The following is a 20,477-nucleotide window of genomic DNA, read 5'->3' as shown; positions in this document are numbered from 1 at the left end:
CTTCAGTTCCTTTTCATTTAAATTCTCCCTCTCCCTGTGGGAGAGGGTTGGGGTGAGGGCATCAGACCGCACCCAACATGATTCAGAACATGGCCTTGCCATATTCCATGTCAGACGTACCAAAGTATTTCGCGATAGTCTGGCCGATGTCCGCGAAGGTTTCACGGTGCCCCAGCGAGCCCGGCTTCACTTTCGGGCCGTACACCAGCACCGGAATATGCTCACGGGTGTGGTCGGTACCGGTCCAGCTTGGGTCGCAGCCGTGGTCCGCGGTCAGGATCAGAATGTCATCTTCCCCCACCAGCTCCATCAGCTCCGGCAAACGGCGGTCAAACAGTTCCAGACCCGCGGCATAGCCCGCGATATCACGACGGTGACCCCAGGAGGAGTCGAAGTCCACGAAGTTGGTGAAAACAATGGTCTTGTCACCCGCTTCTTTCATCTCTTTGATGGTGGCATCGAACAGCGCATCCAGACCGGTGGCTTTCACTTTTTTGGTGATACCGCAGTTGGCGTAGATATCCGCAATTTTACCCACGGAAACCACGTGGCCGTCTTTCTCTTCAACCAGCTTCTGCAGCACGGTCGGTGCCGGTGGCTCAACGGCCAGGTCGTGACGGTTACCGGTACGCTGGAAGTTACCCGCTTTGTCGCCGATAAACGGACGCGCGATCACGCGGCCGATGTTGTAGCCACCTTCGGTCAGCTCTTCACGGGCGATTTCGCACAGTTCGTAGAGTTTATCCAGACCATAGGTCTCTTCGTGGCAGGCAATCTGGAACACGGAGTCGGCAGAGGTGTAGAAAATCGGCTTGCCGGTTTTCATGTGCTCTTCGCCAAGCTCATCCAGAATCACGGTACCGGAAGAGTGGCAGTTACCGAGGTAGCCCGGCAGATTGGCACGCTTAACCAGCTTATCCAGCAGCTCCTGCGGGAAGCTGTTCTCGTGATCGGAGAAGTAGCCCCAGTCAAACAGAACCGGCACACCGGCGATTTCCCAGTGACCAGACGGAGTATCTTTACCGGAGGAGAGTTCGTGCGCCCAGGCGTAGGCACCCACGACTTCCGCGTTGCCGTCCATACCGGCTGCGATTTTACCGGTAGAGCCTTCGTGCGCTTTCACCAGCCCGAGACGGGTCAGGTTTGGCAGGGTCAGAGGACCTTTACGACCGTTGTCCGCTTCGCCTTTGGCACAGGCTTCCGCGATGTGACCCATGGTATCGGAACCCACGTCACCAAAACGATCTGCATCTTCGGTTGCGCCGATGCCGAATGAGTCCAGCACCATAATAAATGCACGTTTCATAATTGTTCTCCGTACGTAGTGCTTCAAAAAATAGCGATCAGATCAGTATACAGTTATTCAGTGATGCGGCGATAGACAGTCGGTGTGGTTTCCGGTGCTTTATCGTCAAGCGTGATTGCCGCTTTCACCGCTTTTGCCGCATCCTGCCAGCTGGCTTCGTCTTTCGCGTGGATCACCGCCAGCGGACGTTGGCCGTCAACGCTGTCGCCCAGACGCGCCATATCGTTAAAGCCGACGCTGTAATCAATGGTGTCCGATGCCTGACGGCGACCGCCGCCCATCGAAACCACCGCCATGCCGAGCGCGCGGGTGTCCATTGCGGAAACGAAACCTTCGGTATCTGCGTAAACGGCTTTGCTGAGCATCGCGGTTGGCAGGTATTTCGCGTAGTTTTCGACGAAATCGGTCGGGCCTTTCTGGGCAGCAACCATGCGGCCGAAGATCTCCGCCGCTTTGCCGTTGTCCAGCACCGCCTGCAGCTTCGCGCGCGCCTCAGCATCGTCTTTGGCCAGCTTGCCGGAAATCAACATCTCCACGCACAGCGCCATGGTGACATCGAACAGACGCGGGTTACGGTATTCACCTGTGAGGAACTGTACCGCCTCACGCACTTCAACCGCGTTACCGGCGCTGGAGGCCAGCACCTGGTTCATATCGGTGAGCAGCGCGGTGGTGCGCACGCCTGCGCCGTTGGAGACGCCAACGATCGCTTCGGCAAGGGCAGCAGAAAGCTCATAGGTCGGCATAAACGCGCCGCTGCCCACTTTTACGTCCATCACCAGCGCGTCCAGCCCTTCAGCCAGTTTCTTCGCCAGGATAGAGGCAGTGATCAGCGGGATGGAGTCAACGGTCGCGGTAATATCACGCGTCGCATAGAAACGCTTGTCTGCCGGAGCAAGAGAGCTGGTCTGGCCGATAATCGCCACACCAACGTCTTTAATAATGTCGCGGAAGCGGCCGTCATCCGGGAAGATATCGAAGCCCGGAATAGCTTCCAGTTTGTCGAGCGTACCGCCGGTATGACCCAAGCCACGCCCGGAGATCATCGGGATGTAACCGCCGCAGGCTGCCACCATTGGGCCGAGCATCAGGGAGGTTACGTCGCCCACGCCGCCGGTGGAGTGTTTATCCACAATCGGGCCGTTGAGGTTGAGGCTTTTCCAGTCCAGAACGGTTCCTGAATCTCGCATCGCCATGGTCAGCGACACGCGCTCAGGCATCGACATATCGTGGAAGAAAATGGTCATCGCCAGAGCCGCAATCTGCCCTTCAGAGACGGTGTTATCACGAATGCCGTTGATAAAGAAGCGGATCTCTTCGTCGCTTAATGCATGACCATCACGTTTTTTACGAATAATTTCTTGTGCGAGAAACACGGTAACCTCCATGCGGAATCGGGGGAGTTGTGGCGGGTGGCGCTACGCTTACCCGCCCTACGATCCTGTAGGCCGGATAAGCGTAGCGCCACCCGGCAATTCAAACTTAGTAGCTGCTTGCGCTCTTACCGTCGCCGTGACCCAGCGCTTTCAGCAGGCTGGCCAGCAGGCTGGACGCGCCGAAGCGGTAGTGACGGGAATCGGCCCAGTCGGAGCCGAACAGCTCGTCGGCAATCGCCAGGAACTGCTGCGCGTCTTCAGCGGTACGCACGCCGCCCGCAGGTTTGAAACCAACGGTTTTGGACACGCCCATATCACGGATCACTTCCATCATGATGCGCGCGCTTTCCGGGGTGGCGTTAACCGGCACTTTACCCGTTGAGGTTTTGATGAAATCCGCACCGGCTTTAATAGAGATTTCAGACGCTTTACGAATAAGCGCCTCTTCTTTCAGCTCGCCGGTTTCGATGATGACTTTCAGCAGCACGTCTGCCGCCGCACACGCGTCTTTACAGGCTTTCACCAGGTCAAAACCGACCTGCTCGTTGCCCGCGATCAGCGCGCGGTACGGGAACACCACGTCCACTTCGTCTGCACCGTAAGCAATCGCCGCGCGGGTTTCTGCCAGCGCAATCTCGATATCATCGTTGCCATGCGGGAAGTTAGTTACGGTTGCAATGCGCACGTCCGGCGTGCCCTGCTCTTTCAGCGTCTTACGGGCAATCGGGATAAAGCGCGGGTAGATACAGATGGCTGCGGTGTTACCCACCGGCGTTTTCGCCTGATGGCACAGGGCGATGACTTTTTCATTGGTGTCGTCATCGTTCAGGGTGGTCAGGTCCATCAGTTTCAACGCGCGCAGGCTGCTTGCAGTTAAATCGGTCATAACATTCTCCAACGGCAGTGCCGTATAAATTTTACCTTGCGGGTCTGTGAGTATTCTAACATTCACCCGCATCCACACTTCGACATTCATCACAGTTAATGAAAACTGCGTACAAATTTGCATTACTGTAATGAGATCTTCTTCAAACTTTATCGCGCTAACTGCTGACTAAAGCAGCGATACCCCCTGTCGGATCAAAAGCCCCAACAGGCTGGCTTTCTACAATCTGTTCATCATCCGCAGAATACTAAAGGAAGCGCACATGCCCCACTCCAGCCTCGACGCCCTGCAACAACGTTGCCAGCACATTGTGACAAGCCCGGTGTTAACGCCTGAGCAAAAACGTCATTTTCTGGCGCTGGAAGCGGAAAACGATCTGCCCTATCCCGCCCTGCCGCAGGCGGCACGCGCCGCGCTGGACGAGGGTTTTATCTGCGACATGTTCGAAGGCCATGCGCCTTACAAACCGCGCTACGTTCTGCCGGATTATGAAAAATTCCTGGCTAACGGTTCAGAATGGCTGGAGCTGGAAGGGGCAAAAGACTTTGATGACGCCCTCTCGCTGTTAACCATCCTTTATCACCATGTTCCGTCCATCACATCGATGCCCGTCTATCTGGGCCAGCTGGATGCAATACTGAACCCTTATGTTAGAATTCTAACACAAGAAGAGATCGATAGCCGAATAAAACGTTTCTGGCGCTATCTCGACAGAACCCTGCCGGATGCCTTTATGCACGCCAATATCGGCCCGGCAGATACGCCCGTCACACGCGCCATTTTGCGCGCTGATGCAGAACTGAAGCAGGTTTCGCCGAATCTGACCTTTATCTACGATCCCGATATCACCCCGGACGATTTGCTGCTTGAGGTGGCGAAAAACATATGTGAATGCAGTAAACCGCATGTTTCCAATGGTCCGGTAAATGATAAAATTTTCACAAAATGTCGCTATGGCGTGGTGAGTTGTTACAACTCTCTGCCGCTTGCAGGCGGTGGCAGCACCCTTGTACGCCTTAACCTTAAGGCCATTGCCGAATACAGCGCTTCTGCCGAAGACTTCTTTACCCGCACGCTCCCGCACTACTGCCAGCAGCAAATCGCCATCATCGATACGCGCTGCGATTTCCTGTATGCGCAATCTGGCTTCTTTGAGAATAGCTTCCTGGTGAAAGAGGGGCTGATTGACGCCGATCGGTTTGTGCCGATGTTTGGCATGTATGGTCTGGCGGAAGCGGTGAACGTGCTCTGCGAGAAGGAAGGCATCGAGGGGCGTTACGGTAAAGACGAACAGGCTAACGCGCTGGGGTATCGCATCAGCGAGCAGCTCGCGGCATTCGTTGAAAACACGCCTGTGAAGCACGGCTGGAAGCATCGCGCGATGCTGCATGCGCAGTCGGGGATCAGTTCTGACTCGGGCACCACGCCGGGCGCGCGTCTGCCTTACGGCGACGAGCCGGATCCTATCAGCCATCTGCTGGCCGTTGCGCCGCATCACAAACACTATCACGCCGGGATCAGCGATATTCTCACTCTGGAGGAGACGGTCAAACGCAATCCTCAGGCAGTGGTTCAGCTTTGTTTGGGCGCGTTCAGGGCCGGTATGCGTGAATTCACCGCTAACGTGGCGGGTAACGATCTGGTGCGCGTCACTGGCTATATGGTGCGATTATCGGATCTGGAGAAATACCGGGAAGCGGGTTCGAGAACCAACACTACGTGGCTGGGGGAAGAAGCCGCACGCAATACCCGCATTCTGGAACGTCAGCCGCGCGTGATAAGCCATGAACAGCAGATGCGCTTTAGTTAGTCAGGTCATTCCTTTTTCCTGCGTGGACGGGCCGGGCAGCCGCCTGGCGCTGTTCCTGCAGGGCTGTAACCTGCGCTGCAAAACCTGCCATAACCCGTGGACGATCGGTCGCTGCAACGACTGCGGCGACTGCGTGCCCCACTGCCCGCACGATGCGCTGACCATTCAGGCCGGGCGCGTCTGGTGGCAGGAGAGTGACTGCCACCAGTGTGATACCTGCCTTCACCTGTGCCAGCAGCAGGCAACGCCCATGGCACACCGCTTCAGCGTAGAAGAGATCCTCACCCGGGTCCGCAAATCCGCCCCCTTTATCGAAGGGATCACCGTGAGCGGCGGTGAAGCCACAACGCAACTGCCGTTTTTGATTGCCCTGTTCACCGCGATCAAAGCCGATCCCGCTCTGCGCCACCTGACCTGTCTGGTCGACAGCAACGGTCTGTTAAGCGAAACCGGCTGGCAAAAGCTGCTGCCGGTACTGGATGGCGCGATGCTGGATCTCAAGGCGTGGGGGAACGAGCATCACCGCTTCCTGACCGGGCGAGAAAACCCGCAGATTAAGCAGAGCATCCGCTGGCTGGCAGATCGCCACCGTTTGACGGAACTCCGCTTATTGGTCATCCCAGAGCAATGTGATTATCTGGAACATCTCAAACCGCTGACGACATTTATTCACGGGCTTGGAAACATTCCTGTGCGAATCAACGCATTTCACGCGCACGGCGTTTATGGTGAGGCGGCCTCATGGCGTAGCGCGACGCCGGACGACGTGGAACCGCTGGCTGTGGCGCTGGAAGAAAAGCGGATCGCCGTGATCCGCCCGTCGCTCTATCTATAGCGTGATGCCAAATAGCGTACGCGTGTTCTCAAGCAGCGCATCGGCAATCACCGCCGCCGGCTCCGGACGCAGTTCACACAGCGTAGTAAACACACGTGCAGCCTGTTCAGGACGATTAGGCTGCCCCTGAAAACCATTCAGCGGCATATCGGGCGCATCCGTTTCCAGCAGCAGCGCCGACAGCGGCAGCCGTGCCATCACGTCACGGGTTTTACTGGCGCGCGGATAGGTAATGGTGCCACCGACGCCAATGTGATAGCCCAGCTCGATAAAACGCTGCGCCTGCTGCAGGCTGCCGGAGAAACCGTGTACGACGCCCCTTCGCGGCAGATCGATGCGTTTCAGGTGCATCGCCAGCTTATCGTGCGTGCGTCTCGAATGGAGGATCACTGGCAGATCGTGACGCTTCGCCAGCCTGAGTTGCGCGTCGAGGATCGTCTGCTGGCGCTCGAACTGCGGGTTCTCGCGATAAAGATCGAGGCCGATCTCACCGATGGCAACCAGTTTATTCTCCGCCGTCTGCAAAACAGCGTCCAGCCTGTCGAGATGTTCGTCCAGATGATGTTCGATGACGATAGGATGCAAACCCAGTGCGGCATACAACGCGTCGTGACGGCGGGCGAGATCGAGCACGCGTTCGAAATACGCCGCTTCAATCGCGGGCACAATAATCGCGTCGACGCCCGCCCGTGCGGCGCGATCGATGCTCGGCACCTCGTCGCCGGTGAAGGGGGGAAAATCAAAGTGACAATGGGTATCGACAAAGCGGTGCGTCACGCCAGATCCTCGTTATCCAGTGGAACATCGTTCGCCTGGGGAATATCCACCAGCGGCATGGTCAGCGGGTCGTTGGCGACAATCGCTGGCGGGGTGATAATGCGTTTATGCCGATGCAGAGGCGGCTGTTCAGCCAGCATTTTCCCCACCGTCGCCAGGAAGTAACGTCCGCACAGTCGTCCCGTCTTGTAATCCATGCGCAGCGCAGGAATACGGCTGCCGAGCGCCATGCTCAGCAGCGGCTTCGGAGGATAAATTTCGAAGATACGCAGTTTTCCAGGCGGTTTTTCAATGAAACGCTGCATCGCGCCGTAGGTGGTTTCATGCTGCTTCGCGATGTTCACCAGCGGCTGCAGGCTGCTGTCGCCCAGCCAGCGCTCCATGCGTTTGAACCACTGCGGCGTGTAATACATTTGCGACGGTACGGTTCGAATCACCACGATGGTTTTCGCCCCGCGTCGGGCGGCCTCCTGTACCGGCACCGCGTCACTGATCCCACCGTCCAGATAGCTGATGCCATCCAGCAGCGCACCGGTTCGATAAAAACCGGGAATCGCGCTGGAGGCGCGGATAATATCCAGCCAGTTCTCTTTCTGCGGCGAAAAGTAACCCGGCGAATAATCATCACCCCGGCTGGCGCACATCCAGAACTCTTTTCCGGCATCAAACAGGCGGGCGGCGGTGTCCATCGCCAGCGGCATCTGACTGGACGTGGAATCGAGTAGCCAGTCGAGATCGATCAGGTTCCCGCCGCGTACGAAGCGCACCGGGTTAAAAAATTCTTTTGCCGTGGTGTAGCGCATAATCACTTTGCGCGCGTAGCCGGGCTGGTTGCAGACATAAGCGGAGAGGTTCTGTGCCCCGGCAGAGGTACCGAAGTAGAGGTCAAACGGGTTGAACTGCGCGCGCATAAATTCATCCAGCACGCCCGCGGTGAAAATGCCGCGCTGACCGCCACCTTCACAAACCAGTGCAAGTTGACCCGCGCGGAACGGTTTTAACGTCAGCGGCGCAATATTGCCGAGCGTAACGGGAATTCGCTGCCCCACCTCTGCCTTCCTGTTTTCATTATTGTGTTCAGACACAGTAACGCCATCCCATCAGGTTCTCAAACGAGAAAAAGCCAGTCACGAGGACTGGCTTTACTTTGTTTATGAAATATTGCGTTTTGCTAAGGACGGCGTCGACCTGTAAACAGGCTGACCAGGAACAGAATAATACCAACGACGAAGACAATTTTTGCTGCCCATGCCGCTGTACCCGCCAATCCACCAAAGCCCAAAGCGGCGGCAATTAACGCGATAACCAGAAATATAATGCCCCAACGAAACATAAGCCTCTCCTTTACCATAGTTAATGTCGGCCGCTAAACGTGAGCGCTCAGGTCACTCACCGGCGTTTTTCCAGAGTCGTTCTTATTTCGCCCGCAGGCCTCAGCCAGACGGGCGAATGGTGAAGATTTACTTCGTTTTCAGATCGTTTTTAACGCTTTTCACACCATCAATCGCTTTCGCAATAGACTCGGCACGTTCAATTTGTGCCTGGGAATCAACCGTGCCGGAAAGCTGCACCACACCATCTGTGGTTTCTACTTTCACCTTGCGGGAAGGCACGATGTCATCTGCTAACAGTTTAGCTTTGATTTCGCTGGTGGTTGCCGCATCCCCGGCATAACCCTTCACGGAGGTGTCTTTAGCGTCGCGAACGTGCAGCTTATCGCTAACCGATGCGACACCTTCGACACCCTTGGCCACGTTAACAGCCTTTTCGGCCTGGGCCTGGCTTTCCACGAAGCCGCTCAGGGTGACGACTTTCTTGTCGGTCTTAACGGAAATATCGGTGCTCTTGATGGCTTCATCATCCACCAGTGCGGCTTTCACTTTTGCTGTGATGGAGCTGTCATCCATGAAATTACCGACTTTATTCATAGAGCTATCGATTTTTTCCCCTGCGGTGTTGGCAGTGGACTGTGCTTTATCCATGGTGCTGCTTTCCGCCAGGGCAGAACCGCTAACCAGAACGCTACCCAGAGTCACCGCCAGCAGAGTTTTAGAAATCTTAAGTCTTGTCATATTCATCGATGTATTCCTGTGTTTTGCTCGTCATTCGAGCGACAAACGTCCTTTATTACTAGTTTTATATTTCGCGAATAAGCACACGGGTGAAATGGAGAACCTAAAGTCATGCATTGAACAGTTTATTCATCCACGCCCGGTGCTAAACACTGAGTTAAATATAGATCACTCTCACAGTGTCGCTTTCAGAATCGGATAGAAAATGAGCAAAAGGCGTGAAATTGCCGTGAATTAAGAACATTCCGCAAGGGATTAATAAGACAGGAATTAAAGAAGAGCACGGCGGTAGCCGTGCTCTGAGAGGGAATTAGTGCTCGCGGGTTTTGCGGAACTGAACGTCAGGATAACGTTCCTGCGTCAGGTTCAGGTTTACCATGGTTGGGGCGATATAGGTCAGGTTATCGCCGCCATCCAGCGCCAGCTGAATCTCATTCTTACGCTTAAATTCTTCGAATTTCTTCACGTCTGAACACTCAACCCAGCGCGCCGTCGCCACGTTTACGGATTCGTAGATCGCTTCCACGTTGTACTCGCTCTTCAGACGCGCAACCACCACGTCGAACTGCAGCACACCGACCGCGCCAACGATCAGGTCGTTGTTCGAAATTGGGCGGAACACCTGCACGGCGCCCTCTTCGGAGAGCTGAACCAGGCCTTTCAGCAGCTGTTTTTGCTTTAGCGGGTCGCGCAGGCGAATACGACGGAACAGTTCCGGTGCGAAGTTCGGAATACCGGTGAACTTCATCATTTCGCCCTGGGTGAAGGTATCACCGATCTGGATGGTGCCATGGTTATGCAGACCAATGATATCGCCCGGATAGGCTTCTTCAACGTGCGAACGGTCGCCCGCCATAAAGGTCAGCGCGTCGGAGATCACCACATCTTTCCCGGTACGCACCTGGCGCAGCTTCATGCCCTTCTCATACTTGCCGGACACCACACGCATAAAGGCCACGCGGTCGCGGTGTTTCGGGTCCATGTTGGCCTGAATTTTAAAGACGAAGCCGGTGAACTTCTCTTCCTGCGCTTCCACTTCACGGGTGTCGGTTTTACGCGGCATCGGGCGTGGAGCCCACTCCACCAGACCGTCGAGCATATGGTCAACGCCGAAGTTACCGAGCGCGGTACCGAAGAAGACCGGGGTGATTTCACCCGCCAGGAACAGCTCTTTATCGAACTCGTGAGATGCGCCTTTCACCAGCTCCAGCTCGTCGCGCAGCTGCGCGGCCAGCTCTTCGCCGACGGCAGTATTCAGTTCTGGGTTATCCAGGCCTTTGACGACGCGGACGTCCTGAATGGTGTGACCTTTACCGGTCTGATACAGGTAGGTTTCGTCTTTATAGAGGTGGTAAACCCCTTTAAACAGCTTACCGCAGCCGATGGGCCAGGTGATTGGCGCACAGGCGATCTTCAGTTCGCTTTCGACTTCGTCCATCACTTCCATCGGGTCACGGATGTCACGGTCGAGTTTGTTCATGAAGGTGAGGATCGGCGTATCGCGCAGACGGGTGACTTCCATCAGCTTACGGGTACGATCTTCTACCCCTTTCGCGGCGTCGATCACCATCAAACAGCAGTCAACCGCCGTCAGGGTACGGTAGGTATCTTCAGAGAAGTCTTCGTGGCCCGGGGTGTCCAGCAGGTTCACCAGGCAATCGTGATACGGGAACTGCATCACGGAGGTGGTAATCGAAATACCACGCTGCTTTTCCATCTCCATCCAGTCAGATTTTGCGTGCTGGCTGGAGCCACGGCCTTTAACGGTACCCGCAGTCTGGATCGCCTGTCCGAACAGCAACACCTTCTCGGTGATGGTCGTTTTACCGGCATCCGGGTGCGAGATAATGGCAAAAGTGCGGCGTTTGGCCACCTCTTGCAGATAAGGAGACAACGTCATAATTAAATCTTCTTTTATAAGCGCGGCAGCACGCCACGCATCATGGAATACAAAATTGCGGCTATTTTACCCATCAATAGGGGGCAGGCAATCATTGTTTACACAGGAGCTGCTCCAGTTCGTTCAATGACGTGACGGTCCAGGTCGGCTCGATGCCTTCCGGCTGCACACGACCATGCGCATTCAACCAGACCGTCGACAGGCCGGAGTTGATGCCGCCAAGAATATCAGACTCTGCGGTATCCCCCACCATCAGGACGCGATCGCGGTCAGGATTGCCAGCCTGCGTCAGCGCGTAGTCAAAAATACGCGGGTCCGGCTTCGGTACGCCCACCTCTTCGGAGATCACCAGCGCGTCGAAATAATCGCGCAGGCCGGTGCGCTCGAGGCGGATCTGCTGCAGGGCGGTAAAACCGTTGGTGATGATCCCCAGTTTTACCTTGCCTTTTAACGCATTAAGCAGAGAAACCGCGCCCGGCAGTGGTGCACAGATATCCGCCATCGCGTTCAGAAACGCCTCGTTCAGCGTCCCCGGACTGACCTTTAAACGTTCCGCCCAGACGTCAAAGCGCTGGTGCTGAAGTTGTAACGCAGTGATGGCACCGTTCTGGTAATCCACCCACAGCGGCTTGTTCACCGCCTGATAGTCCTGAAAATCTTCAGCGGTGAAGGTCACGCTATAGTCGAGAAACATCCGCTGTAGGCCACCGAACGAATCGAACGTAAACAGCGTTTCGTCGGCATCAAAGAAAATCCAGTCCCATTTCATCGTTACAACCTTATTTTTCGTTATCCAATCGGCAGGGCCATTATGATGGCGTCTTCACGTCCCTCTGCGGTGGGGTAGTAGTTACGGCGGATTGTCGCCTCGTTAAAGCCTAAGCTTTCATAGAGCGCGATGGCGGCGACATTCGACGCGCGCACCTCCAGCCACAGGGTGAAAACGTCACGGGTTTCGAGCTCACGGATGAGGTGCTCGAGCAGTTCTCTTCCCAGCCCACGGCGCTGAAACGCGGGATCAACGGCGATGTTAAACAGCGTCGCTTCATCAAGAACAACCTGCGTAATCGCGAAGGCGGCCAGGGTGCCGTCAACGTCCAGGCGGAAGTTGAGGTACCGTTCGCCCTGGTTGCTGGCGAAGGTCTTTTCGCTCCACGGAAAGGCGTGGGCGCGTGTTTCAATCGCAAACGCGGTGGTCAGGTCAGACGTCGTGAGGGAAGAAATCGTGTTCATATTCGCAGATTTGTTGCCATAGCGCGCTTCGCGCTTTTGGGTTGGCTTTCAGTTCGTCCAGCGCTGGCGAGCAGATCTGGCTCCCCTGAAGGGGGATCTCATTCGTCTCTCCGATACGCCAGCTGTTACAGCGGCTTTCGGGAGGAAGCATCGTGACACGCTCTGGCGTCAGCTGTAAAACCTCGTCGGCCGTCAGCTTCAGGCTGCGAAGGACATCACCGATAAGGGGTTCATTCAGGGCAGGCAGTTCTTCCGCCACCATCACCAGGCGAACGTGCGCAGGGATGGAAATGGCGATTTCGCCCTGCAACGCCGTCGGGCGACGCAAGGCCCACTGGGTGATGCCCAGTTGCTGCAACTGCCAGTCTCGTCGGGATGTCATAGGGAAAACTCCTGTCTCTCAGGCGCGCAAATATAGCAAATGTGTCGAAAGTGCGCCATCTACCTACTATAATCCCCGCCTGAGTTTATTGAGGAACAATTCATGTCTGCATTTACCCCGGCAAGTGAAGTCTTGCTGCGCCACAGTGATGATTTCGAACAAAGCCGTATTCTGTTTGCCGGAGATATGCAGGATGACCTGCCTGCGCGTTTCGACAGTGCTGAAAGCCGTGCCCATACGCAATACTACCACCACTGGCAGGTGCTGAGCCGCCAGATGGGCGAGCGCGCGCGCTTTAGCCTGGTGGCAGAACAGAGCGACGTTGCCGACTGCGACACGCTGATCTACTACTGGCCGAAGAACAAACCGGAAGCCCAGTTCCAGCTGATGAACCTGCTCTCCCTGCTGCCCGTTGGCTGCGATATTTTCGTGGTCGGTGAAAACCGCAGCGGCGTGCGCAGCGCTGAACAGATGCTGGAAGCGTTCGCACCACTGAATAAAGTCGATAGCGCGCGTCGCTGTGGTCTGTACCATGGCCGTCTGGAAAAACAGGCAACATTTGATGCCGATGCATTCTGGGACGAGTATCAGTTAGACGACTTAACCATCAAAACCCTGCCGGGCGTGTTCAGCCGCGACTATCTGGATGTGGGTAGCAAACTGCTGCTGTCTACCCTGACGCCGCACACCAAAGGCAAAGTGCTGGACGTGGGCTGCGGCGCGGGCGTACTGTCAACAGTGCTTGCCAGCCATTCGCCAAAAGTGCGTTTAACTCTGTGTGATGTCAGCGCCCCGGCGGTAGAAGCCAGCCGCGCAACGCTTGCCGCAAACGGCATTGAAGGGGAAGTGGTTGCCAGCAACGTCTTCTCTGACATTACCGGTCGTTTCGACATGATTATCTCCAACCCGCCGTTCCACGACGGTATGGAAACTAGCCTTGAAGCGGCACAAACGCTGATCCGTGGTGCAACTCGTCACCTTAACAGCGGCGGCGAGCTGCGTATCGTTGCGAACGCCTTCCTGGCGTACCCGAAAGTGCTGGACGAAACCTTTGGCTTCCATGAAGTGATCGCCCAGACTGGTCGCTTCAAAGTCTACCGCACCGTCATGACGCGTCAGGCAAAGAAATAATTCGCCATGCAATGCTTGCCGGATGAGCGCAAGTGCCATCCGGCAAGCAGGCGTCTCAGTTCCGGCCATTTTTGCAGCAATCAATAAAAGGTGCGCACTTTTCAGTTGACGTAAAGCTGAAAACATCTAGAATGCGCCTCCGTGGTTACGATACTTTTACAGTATCGATGGTATGCGAAGGTGGCGGAATTGGTAGACGCGCTAGCTTCAGGTGTTAGTGTCCTTACGGATGTGGGGGTTCGAGTCCCCCCCCTCGCACCATAAATCACGTTGATATTGCTCGCACTGGGCGAAGGTGGCGGAATTGGTAGACGCGCTAGCTTCAGGTGTTAGTGTCCTTACGGATGTGGGGGTTCGAGTCCCCCCCCTCGCACCAACGAGGCGATATCAAAAAGAGTAAGATGACTGTGCGAAGGTGGCGGAATTGGTAGACGCGCTAGCTTCAGGTGTTAGTGTCCTTACGGATGTGGGGGTTCGAGTCCCCCCCCTCGCACCAATTATCTTACGTTCCTCTGAAGTACCTCTTGTTTTTCCTCTTATTTCAAACTCATCAGAATTACCAGTATTCCACTGACCAGCGCAACGCATGAAGGCAGCAGCACAAAGTGCCGTAATTGCTTATGCCAGATCATCCCTGACGTGACTAACAGCCCTGAAGCAATAATGGCTTTCCAGATATCGATGGAGAGATCGGCAAACAACAGACCGCCAATCATTGCCCCAGGCAGCAACACTCCCCAACCACTTCCCAGCGCTTTGCTCAACATGGTTTGCCCTTTCGCATCAATAATGATAACCAATATCATATGATAACAATTATCATTTGTCAGCATTCATCATCAAAATCCATCGACCTTTACCTTTCCCATAATGACAGGAAATGTCTAAGGTGATAAATTGCTCATCTGTTAACTCCCTATAAAGATTTTCTGATAATTACTATTCATCTTTTTTGCTTTTACTATTTTCTAACAACACCTATTCATTTGTTTTAATTAAATATTAATAAAAAAGCATTACTATGACATCACAATCCTGGCGGTCTTTGGTCAACAGCAAATATCAATTATCTTTACGTTTATTTCTCTTTCTGAATGCAGCCTCAGCGGTGTTCTCGGTAACAAACCCGCTCTATTCTGTACGCCTGTTCTCGTTCCCCCTGGTGGCTATTTTTATTCTCAGCACGGGATTGTTCGCCTGGCACTGGAAACAGAGAACCCGGAAAATCAATATTCCCGTCGTTTCAGCGATCTTCGGTATTTTGTGGGCCTGGCAAATTGTCTCGAAATTTTCGTTAATTACGCACGATCGGGCGACCTATTTAGTCATGGCACTCTTAACGGTGCTTTTTATTGGTTCCCTGGCATTTGCCAGCAATATCAAGGCATTTACCCTTCATTCATTACCCGCCTTTATTGTCTGCCTGTGGTTAGGCAGTCATGAAAGCTGGCTGAGAATGATCTACTCCTTTGCCCTCCCGGTGGCGGCGATTGGCATACATAACATCCTGCAAAAACGTAACGATCGCTTTGCTCAGACGCTTCTTTCCCAACTCCTGGAAGAACGCGAGACGCTTTCCGATCTCAGCATGATGGACCCGCTCACCGGCCTGTATAACCGTCGCGGCCTGCAAAGCCGACTGGAAAACCTGCCGAGAGTCGATAACGGTGAACACTTCGTTCTGCTGCTGGATATCGACCATTTTAAAGCATACAACGACCATTACGGCCACATGATGGGCGACCAGGCGTTGATCCGCGTCTCAGCGGCGATCCGTGATGCCGTACGCTCGCGTGATATCGTCGCACGCTTTGGCGGTGAGGAGTTTATGGTATTGCTGACGAGCATCTCGCTCGATCATGCCCGCCAGACGGCTGAGCGCATTCGCCAGAAGGTCTACGATTTAAAAATCCCGCATATGTTCAACGAAAGCGTGGCAACAAACGTCACCATCAGTATCGGTATTGCCATCTATGATGACGATGACCCGGAAGGCGCGCTGGAGAAAGCGGATAAAGCCCTCTACGAAGCGAAGCACATGGGGCGTAATAACATCCTGCTCAGCGACGAGTTGCAGACAGCTTAAGCCCGACATCCCACATTCAGGACAAAAGGCTTGCGATCGTTTTTATCTATAGTTAGGATTGGCAATCATTATCATTTAGATTCCTATCCTTATGGCGACACGTACCGCACAAGCCGTTGACTCACTTCTCTGGCGAGCCCCTCTCTCCACAGGGAGCGCTACGCTTGCGGATGCTATTCGTGACAGGATTGCCGATACCCGCGCTCATCTGCTGGATTTTATCAAGCTGGATGAGCCTCACCCGCATAACACCATGACGCTTGCCGAATGGCAGCGTCCGGCAGAACGCCAGTCATTGCTGGCAGCGTATTCCGACCATATCTATCGCAATCAACCGACCCTTGCGCGGGAAAATAAACCCCTGCTATCTCTTTGGGCGCAATGGTACATCGGGTTGATGGTCCCGCCGATCATGGTGGCCTTGTTAACCCAGGACACGATGATGGATCTCTCCCCGGAACATTTCCACGTGGAGTTCCACGAAACCGGGCGTGCGGCCTGCTTTTGGATTGACGTTCACGAAGATATGCGTGCCGGGCAACGCTCAGCTCAGGAGCGCATGGAACAGCTCATCACTCAGGCACTGATGCCGGTAATTGACGTGCTTGAGCAGACGGGAGAAATTAATGGAAAGCTTATCTGGAGTAATACCGGTTATCTAATCCACTGGTATTTAACAGAGATGAAACCGCTGCTGGGCGATGAGAAAGTGGATGCCCTGCGCCAGTCCTGTTTCTTTGCAAAACAGCTTTCTGATGGGCGGGATAACCCTTTATTCCGTACCGTCGTCCCGCGTGACGGCCTTCTGGTGCGTCGGACCTGCTGTCAGCGCAATCGCCTGCCTGACGTTCAGCAGTGCGGGGATTGCACGCTGAAGTAGTCAGGCCCAGCCTGATGCCCTCACCCTGCCCCTCTCCCACAGGGAGAGGGAACAAACACTAAAAACGGCAACATCAGTTGCCGTTTTGCTTTTACCTAGGCTACCTGCTGATTTTCCTCTTCCGCGTTACGCTGTGCTTCTTCCGCTTCCTGTTCCAGCAACTGCTTCTCGTACACTTTAAAGAACGGGTAGTAGATAATGGCCGATACGCAGGCCAGCACAACGACGAGAATAGCCGCGCGGAAGTCCCAGCCCAGCGCCCATGCCGCGCCTATCGGAGCAGGGGCTGTCCAGGGAACAACTGAGATAACGCGACCAATCAGATCAAACGTCATCGCCGCCCAGGCCAGCACGGCGTTTACCATCGGTGCCAGCAGGAACGGAATAAAGAACACCGGGTTCATGACAATCGGCGTACCAAAAATGACGGGTTCGTTGATGTTAAAGAAGCTGGGCACCACGCTCAAACGTCCAATTGAACGCAGGTGTGCAGAGCGGCTACGCAGATAGCAGATCACCAGCCCCATCGTTGCGCCAGAGCCACCAATCACGATAAAGAACGTCCAGAATGCTTCCATAAAAATGTGTGGCAGAGGTTGGCTTGCCGCCAGCGCGGTCTGGTTAGCGCCCAGGTTGGTCAGCCAGAACATCTGCAGCATCCCGGAGACAATGGCGGCCCCGTGGATACCGGCAAACCACAGCAAGTGACCAATCAATACCGCCAGCAGGATAGCAGGCAGCGAGTCAGCAGCGGAAACCAGCGGTTTGAAGATCGACATAATAGCCTGTGGGATCAGCATACCAAACTGAGACTGAATCAGCAGACTCAGCGGGTACAGCGTCAGCACAACCACCAGCACTGGGATCAGCAGATCAAAGGAGTTTTTGATCATCGGTGGCACCTGGTCTGGCAGGCGAATACCGATGTTGTGCGATTTCAGGAAACGCATCATTTCAACGCAGTAAACCGCCACCAGAATGGCGGTAAAGATCCCCGTTCCGCCGAGGCTGTCGACAGGCAGAGTGCCTTTGGTTTTCGGCGCAGCAACCAGCAGAAACGCCATCAGAGACAGCATGGCGCACATGAACGGGTCAAGCTGATGAGATTTCACATAATGTTTGCCCAGGTTGTAGGCGATGGCCGCACAGATATAAATGGACATAATGCCCATCGTCATATCAAACGGGGTGAGAATTTGCCCTTCAAATTGCTTCGCCATATCCAGCCAGGCGCGAGCAAAACCCCAGGTCGTATCAGGTGAGAACGGTGGGTAAGCAAACACCAGCAAGAATGACCCCACAATCATGAACGGCATCGCAGAGATAAATCCATCACGAATAGCCATAACATGACGCTGGGAAGAGATTCGCCCGGCAATCGGGCTGACGTAATTTTCAACGAAACGGAATATCAGATTAAACGCAGCATGGTTGGCAGACATAGCAGCTCTCCTGTCAGACGTTCGTTACGGGCGAATTCGCGCCACACGTTGTTCCATAAATCAGCTTCACAACCTTGCCGGCTTGCGTACCAGCGGTACTGCTCAGAAGAAATGGTTTCATAATTAGCTCTTATTATTGGATACAGGGGACGTTACATTCTCAGTATTAATCTCTGATTCACGCTCTGCAACCGGTTACTGTAACCGGTTTCCGTGAATGTGAAGGCGATCCATAAATCGGCCCAACAGGATAATTGTTACTGAAGAGATATTTACAGAACCTAAAGGCTTATGACAGATTACGCAGGATATTTGTCAGGAGGAAACAATGAGTTTGCAGTCTGTACAGCAGTTTTTTGCCGACAACGCACCCGATGTCGAAATCATCGAGCTTAGCCAAAGCACCGCGACCGTGGCCCTGGCTGCTGCAGCGCATAACGTTGAACCGGGTCAAATCGCCAAGACGCTATCGTTAAAGGTTAAAAACGAAGTTATTCTCGTGGTGGCCAAAGGTGACGCGCGGCTGGATAACAAAAAACTGAAAGATGCATTCGGCGCCAAAGCGCGCATGCTGAGCAGTGACGAAGTGGTCACCGTTACGGGTCATCCCGTGGGTGGCGTCTGCCCTTTCGGGCTGGAGAATCCCCTTTCCGTTTTCTGCGACGTTTCACTGAAACAGTACGCTGAAGTGCTGCCTGCTGCCGGTGCAATTCACAGCGCCGTACGTATTTCTCCCGACAGAATGGCAGAACTGACTGCAGCAAAATGGGTGGATGTCTGCATTTGATTGTTGCGCCAGAAGCGTTCTGGCGCATGACAAACGGCTAAGAGAATGAAGGCACACTTAATGCCGAGAGACGAGGCTCCCGGGCGGGAAGATGAGCGAGGATATCTGCTGCATCCAGTAATCCCACATCAGAATTGACCCCGAGCTTTACCATCGCATTGAACTTGTGCGCCCTGATAGTCTTAATATTGCGCTCAAGCTGTGTCGCGATTTCAGGGATGGAATAGCCCGACGACATATAACGCAAAATTGCCCGTTCGGTGGGGCTCAACATGCGGTTCTGATTCACATACCAGTGATTGTACATGTTGTCGTTTACACGATGCGTTTCGTTAAGAAAGGTCACCATTCCTTGGATCAACTGCTCAAGCGACACCGATTTACTGATAATCCCGTGCAGGCGTGCCGGAGAAAGATGGCAAATCAGCCTCGCTTCTACATCATCTGACGCCAGGACAATACGCTGGATATTGCCGTGCGAGAACATCAGGTCACGCAGACTCGCAAGACAGTTACGACGTTCCTCACGCGCATCGGATAATGAGTAAATAACCGAATAAAACGCGGTCTGGGAAAGTGCCTCTTTAAAACTGTCGAATCGACTAAACAGGTGGACCTGATAGCTGCTGAATGCCGGCAAAGCAAAAATATGCTGCAGCCCAACAGCACTCATTACGCAATTTTCGATGACGGCGATATGTCTTGTTGCTGCGGTCTCTTCCATTCCTCAAACTCTCCATAGGCCGACATTAAACTCAGTTCTCGCATCCCCTGTGTACTGCTGATCCAGGCATACATATCGGCATTGCTTCGCAGGGACAACCTGCGCATCGCACTGTTCTTCTGTGCACTGATCGTTTTGTTACTCTTCTTCAATAACGTCGCGATTTGGTTAATACACCAGCCTTTCCCCAGCAGTCGCAGTACTTTGCGCTCAGAGTGAGTGAGTGCGATAAAGCTCTCGGACTCCTCTTCCGGCTCTGGCGTGTCCGGCATTAACAACGTCTGGCTAATTCGTTCTGCGCGTTCACTTCCGGCACGAATAGCATTAATGACCCCGTCGATCGGTTCCATATCTGACAGCAAGGTGCTTTCAGGACGCATGAGTAATTCTACCGCCAGAGGGTAAAGGGGGCGGGAAACTAAAAAGATCCAATGGATATCCCGATACTGATTCAGCAACCCGTAATATTGCTCGAGCGTACCGCGAGGATTCCGATAATCACCAGAAATATCAGCAACAACCACACTGGCGCGGCGGAGCTGCAGCAGTGTTAGCTCCTGAATCGAGCGGCAAAAGGTCAGTTCGTACTCGGGGAAATGGCGTGCCATCACCCCACCAAGCCCGGATTGCATAACCGGTATCTTACTAATCACAACTCCGTGTTTACCTTTCAATGGCAACATAGAACCTCCGAGTCCTTTCTTCATTTTCTAAATAGCGATAAAACGCATTGAGAGAAAATTATTTCATCCCTGAGTGCACACAACATCAATAATGAAAATTTTAAGAAAACCTTTACAAGATTAAGAAATGCCCAAAACAGGGTTAATATCTCATAAATAACAACCGA

General features: G+C 54.1%; 21 protein-coding genes and 3 tRNA genes. 9 read left to right on the top strand and 15 right to left on the bottom strand.

Features of this window, described 5'->3' with window-relative positions; genetic code table 11:
• Positions 1-82: 82 nt before the first annotated feature.
• The 3 genes from deoB to deoC form a co-directional block, all read right to left on the bottom strand.
• Positions 83-1,306 (bottom strand): phosphopentomutase, encoded by a 1,224-nt coding sequence (gene deoB, locus KW829_RS14890; protein WP_120159178.1) that lies wholly within the window; start codon positions 1,304-1,306, stop codon positions 83-85.
• Between the two features lie 53 nt (positions 1,307-1,359).
• Complete coding sequence (gene deoA / locus KW829_RS14885; protein WP_218308515.1) at positions 1,360-2,682, bottom strand: thymidine phosphorylase; 1,323 nt, start codon at positions 2,680-2,682, stop codon at positions 1,360-1,362.
• 106 nt (positions 2,683-2,788) lie between these two features.
• Positions 2,789-3,568, bottom strand: coding sequence for a deoxyribose-phosphate aldolase (deoC, locus tag KW829_RS14880; RefSeq protein WP_218308514.1), 780 nt, complete (start codon positions 3,566-3,568; stop codon positions 2,789-2,791).
• 262 nt (positions 3,569-3,830) lie between these two features.
• Between deoC and KW829_RS14875 the strand changes: the two genes are divergently transcribed.
• Positions 3,831-5,378, top strand: a complete 1,548-nt coding sequence (locus KW829_RS14875) for a YjjI family glycine radical enzyme (RefSeq protein WP_218308513.1) — start codon at positions 3,831-3,833, stop codon at positions 5,376-5,378.
• Positions 5,353-6,213 (top strand): YjjW family glycine radical enzyme activase, encoded by an 861-nt coding sequence (locus KW829_RS14870; RefSeq protein ID WP_218308512.1) that lies wholly within the window; start codon positions 5,353-5,355, stop codon positions 6,211-6,213. Before KW829_RS14875 ends, KW829_RS14870 begins: the two co-directional genes overlap by 26 nt.
• Here KW829_RS14870 and KW829_RS14865 read toward each other — a convergent pair.
• The 8 genes from KW829_RS14865 to KW829_RS14830 all read right to left on the bottom strand — a co-directional run bounded on the left by KW829_RS14865 (position 6,208) and on the right by KW829_RS14830 (position 12,577).
• Positions 6,208-6,990: a TatD family hydrolase gene (locus KW829_RS14865; protein ID WP_218308511.1), complete on the bottom strand. Its 783-nt coding sequence runs from the start codon at positions 6,988-6,990 to the stop codon at positions 6,208-6,210. The two genes, KW829_RS14870 and KW829_RS14865, sit on opposite strands and share 6 nt — an antisense overlap.
• A complete protein-coding gene (locus tag KW829_RS14860) occupies positions 6,987-8,039 on the bottom strand; it encodes a patatin family protein (protein WP_089599239.1) in 1,053 nt (350 codons plus the stop codon). Before KW829_RS14860 ends, KW829_RS14865 begins: the two co-directional genes overlap by 4 nt.
• A gap of 122 nt (positions 8,040-8,161) precedes the next feature.
• Positions 8,162-8,323, bottom strand: coding sequence for a DUF1328 domain-containing protein (locus KW829_RS14855; protein WP_003856556.1), 162 nt, complete (start codon positions 8,321-8,323; stop codon positions 8,162-8,164).
• A gap of 127 nt (positions 8,324-8,450) precedes the next feature.
• A complete protein-coding gene (gene osmY / locus KW829_RS14850; RefSeq protein WP_042716492.1) occupies positions 8,451-9,068 on the bottom strand; it encodes a molecular chaperone OsmY in 618 nt (205 codons plus the stop codon).
• A 304-nt stretch (positions 9,069-9,372) separates the two neighbouring features.
• A complete protein-coding gene (gene prfC / locus KW829_RS14845) occupies positions 9,373-10,962 on the bottom strand; it encodes a peptide chain release factor 3 (RefSeq protein ID WP_218308510.1) in 1,590 nt (529 codons plus the stop codon).
• Positions 10,963-11,053: 91 nt separating this feature from the next.
• Positions 11,054-11,731 (bottom strand): pyrimidine 5'-nucleotidase, encoded by a 678-nt coding sequence (yjjG, locus tag KW829_RS14840; RefSeq protein ID WP_010427143.1) that lies wholly within the window; start codon positions 11,729-11,731, stop codon positions 11,054-11,056.
• Between the two features lie 20 nt (positions 11,732-11,751).
• The gene (gene rimI, locus KW829_RS14835; protein ID WP_010427144.1) at positions 11,752-12,195 is read right to left on the bottom strand and encodes a ribosomal protein S18-alanine N-acetyltransferase; all 444 of its coding nucleotides are present in this window, start codon (positions 12,193-12,195) and stop codon (positions 11,752-11,754) included.
• Entirely contained in the window at positions 12,164-12,577 is a 414-nt protein-coding gene (locus KW829_RS14830; RefSeq protein WP_218308509.1) for a DNA polymerase III subunit psi, read from the bottom strand. The genes rimI and KW829_RS14830 overlap by 32 nt, the downstream gene beginning before the upstream one ends.
• A 102-nt stretch (positions 12,578-12,679) precedes the next feature.
• Between KW829_RS14830 and rsmC the strand changes: the two genes are divergently transcribed.
• From rsmC to KW829_RS14810, 4 genes are all read left to right on the top strand, one after another.
• Positions 12,680-13,708 carry a 16S rRNA (guanine(1207)-N(2))-methyltransferase RsmC gene (rsmC, locus tag KW829_RS14825; RefSeq protein WP_218308508.1) on the top strand — a complete coding sequence of 343 codons (1,029 nt, stop codon included), beginning with the start codon at positions 12,680-12,682 and terminating at the stop codon, positions 13,706-13,708.
• A gap of 174 nt (positions 13,709-13,882) precedes the next feature.
• Positions 13,883-13,969 (top strand) — tRNA-Leu (locus KW829_RS14820).
• 28 nt (positions 13,970-13,997) lie between these two features.
• A tRNA-Leu gene (locus KW829_RS14815) sits at positions 13,998-14,084 on the top strand.
• 33 nt (positions 14,085-14,117) lie between these two features.
• Positions 14,118-14,204, top strand: a tRNA-Leu gene (locus KW829_RS14810).
• A gap of 40 nt (positions 14,205-14,244) precedes the next feature.
• Here the strand turns inward: KW829_RS14810 and KW829_RS14805 are convergent.
• Positions 14,245-14,514 (bottom strand): DUF1435 domain-containing protein, encoded by a 270-nt coding sequence (locus KW829_RS14805; RefSeq protein WP_162829260.1) that lies wholly within the window; start codon positions 14,512-14,514, stop codon positions 14,245-14,247.
• A gap of 215 nt (positions 14,515-14,729) precedes the next feature.
• On the opposite strand from KW829_RS14805, the gene KW829_RS14800 reads away from it, so the two are divergent.
• Both KW829_RS14800 and fhuF read left to right on the top strand, forming a co-directional pair.
• Positions 14,730-15,794 (top strand): GGDEF domain-containing protein, encoded by a 1,065-nt coding sequence (locus KW829_RS14800; RefSeq protein WP_029484940.1) that lies wholly within the window; start codon positions 14,730-14,732, stop codon positions 15,792-15,794.
• 91 nt (positions 15,795-15,885) lie between these two features.
• Positions 15,886-16,674 carry a siderophore-iron reductase FhuF gene (fhuF, locus tag KW829_RS14795; protein ID WP_089601010.1) on the top strand — a complete coding sequence of 263 codons (789 nt, stop codon included), beginning with the start codon at positions 15,886-15,888 and terminating at the stop codon, positions 16,672-16,674.
• A gap of 95 nt (positions 16,675-16,769) precedes the next feature.
• Here fhuF and KW829_RS14790 read toward each other — a convergent pair whose 3' ends face one another.
• On the bottom strand, positions 16,770-18,116 hold the full coding sequence (locus KW829_RS14790) for a PTS sugar transporter subunit IIC (RefSeq protein WP_126816022.1): 1,347 nt from the start codon (positions 18,114-18,116) through the stop codon (positions 16,770-16,772).
• Between the two features lie 328 nt (positions 18,117-18,444).
• Between KW829_RS14790 and KW829_RS14785 the strand changes: the two genes are divergently transcribed.
• Complete coding sequence (locus KW829_RS14785) at positions 18,445-18,903, top strand: YbaK/EbsC family protein (protein ID WP_042714997.1); 459 nt, start codon at positions 18,445-18,447, stop codon at positions 18,901-18,903.
• A gap of 37 nt (positions 18,904-18,940) precedes the next feature.
• Here the strand turns inward: KW829_RS14785 and bglJ are convergent, their stop codons facing one another.
• Together bglJ and KW829_RS14775 are read right to left on the bottom strand one after the other, a co-directional pair.
• Positions 18,941-19,576, bottom strand: a complete 636-nt coding sequence (gene bglJ / locus KW829_RS14780) for a DNA-binding transcriptional activator BglJ (protein ID WP_218308586.1) — start codon at positions 19,574-19,576, stop codon at positions 18,941-18,943.
• Positions 19,576-20,310: a LuxR C-terminal-related transcriptional regulator gene (locus KW829_RS14775; protein ID WP_218308507.1), complete on the bottom strand. Its 735-nt coding sequence runs from the start codon at positions 20,308-20,310 to the stop codon at positions 19,576-19,578. Before KW829_RS14775 ends, bglJ begins: the two co-directional genes overlap by 1 nt.
• Positions 20,311-20,477 lie beyond the last annotated feature (167 nt).

It is taken from the genome of Enterobacter sp. ENT02 (genome assembly GCF_019219165.1).
Classification (GTDB): domain Bacteria; phylum Pseudomonadota; class Gammaproteobacteria; order Enterobacterales; family Enterobacteriaceae; genus Enterobacter; species Enterobacter mori.
The sequence above is the reverse complement of the archived record's forward strand: the minus strand, read 5'-3'. Positions and strand labels throughout refer to the sequence as shown.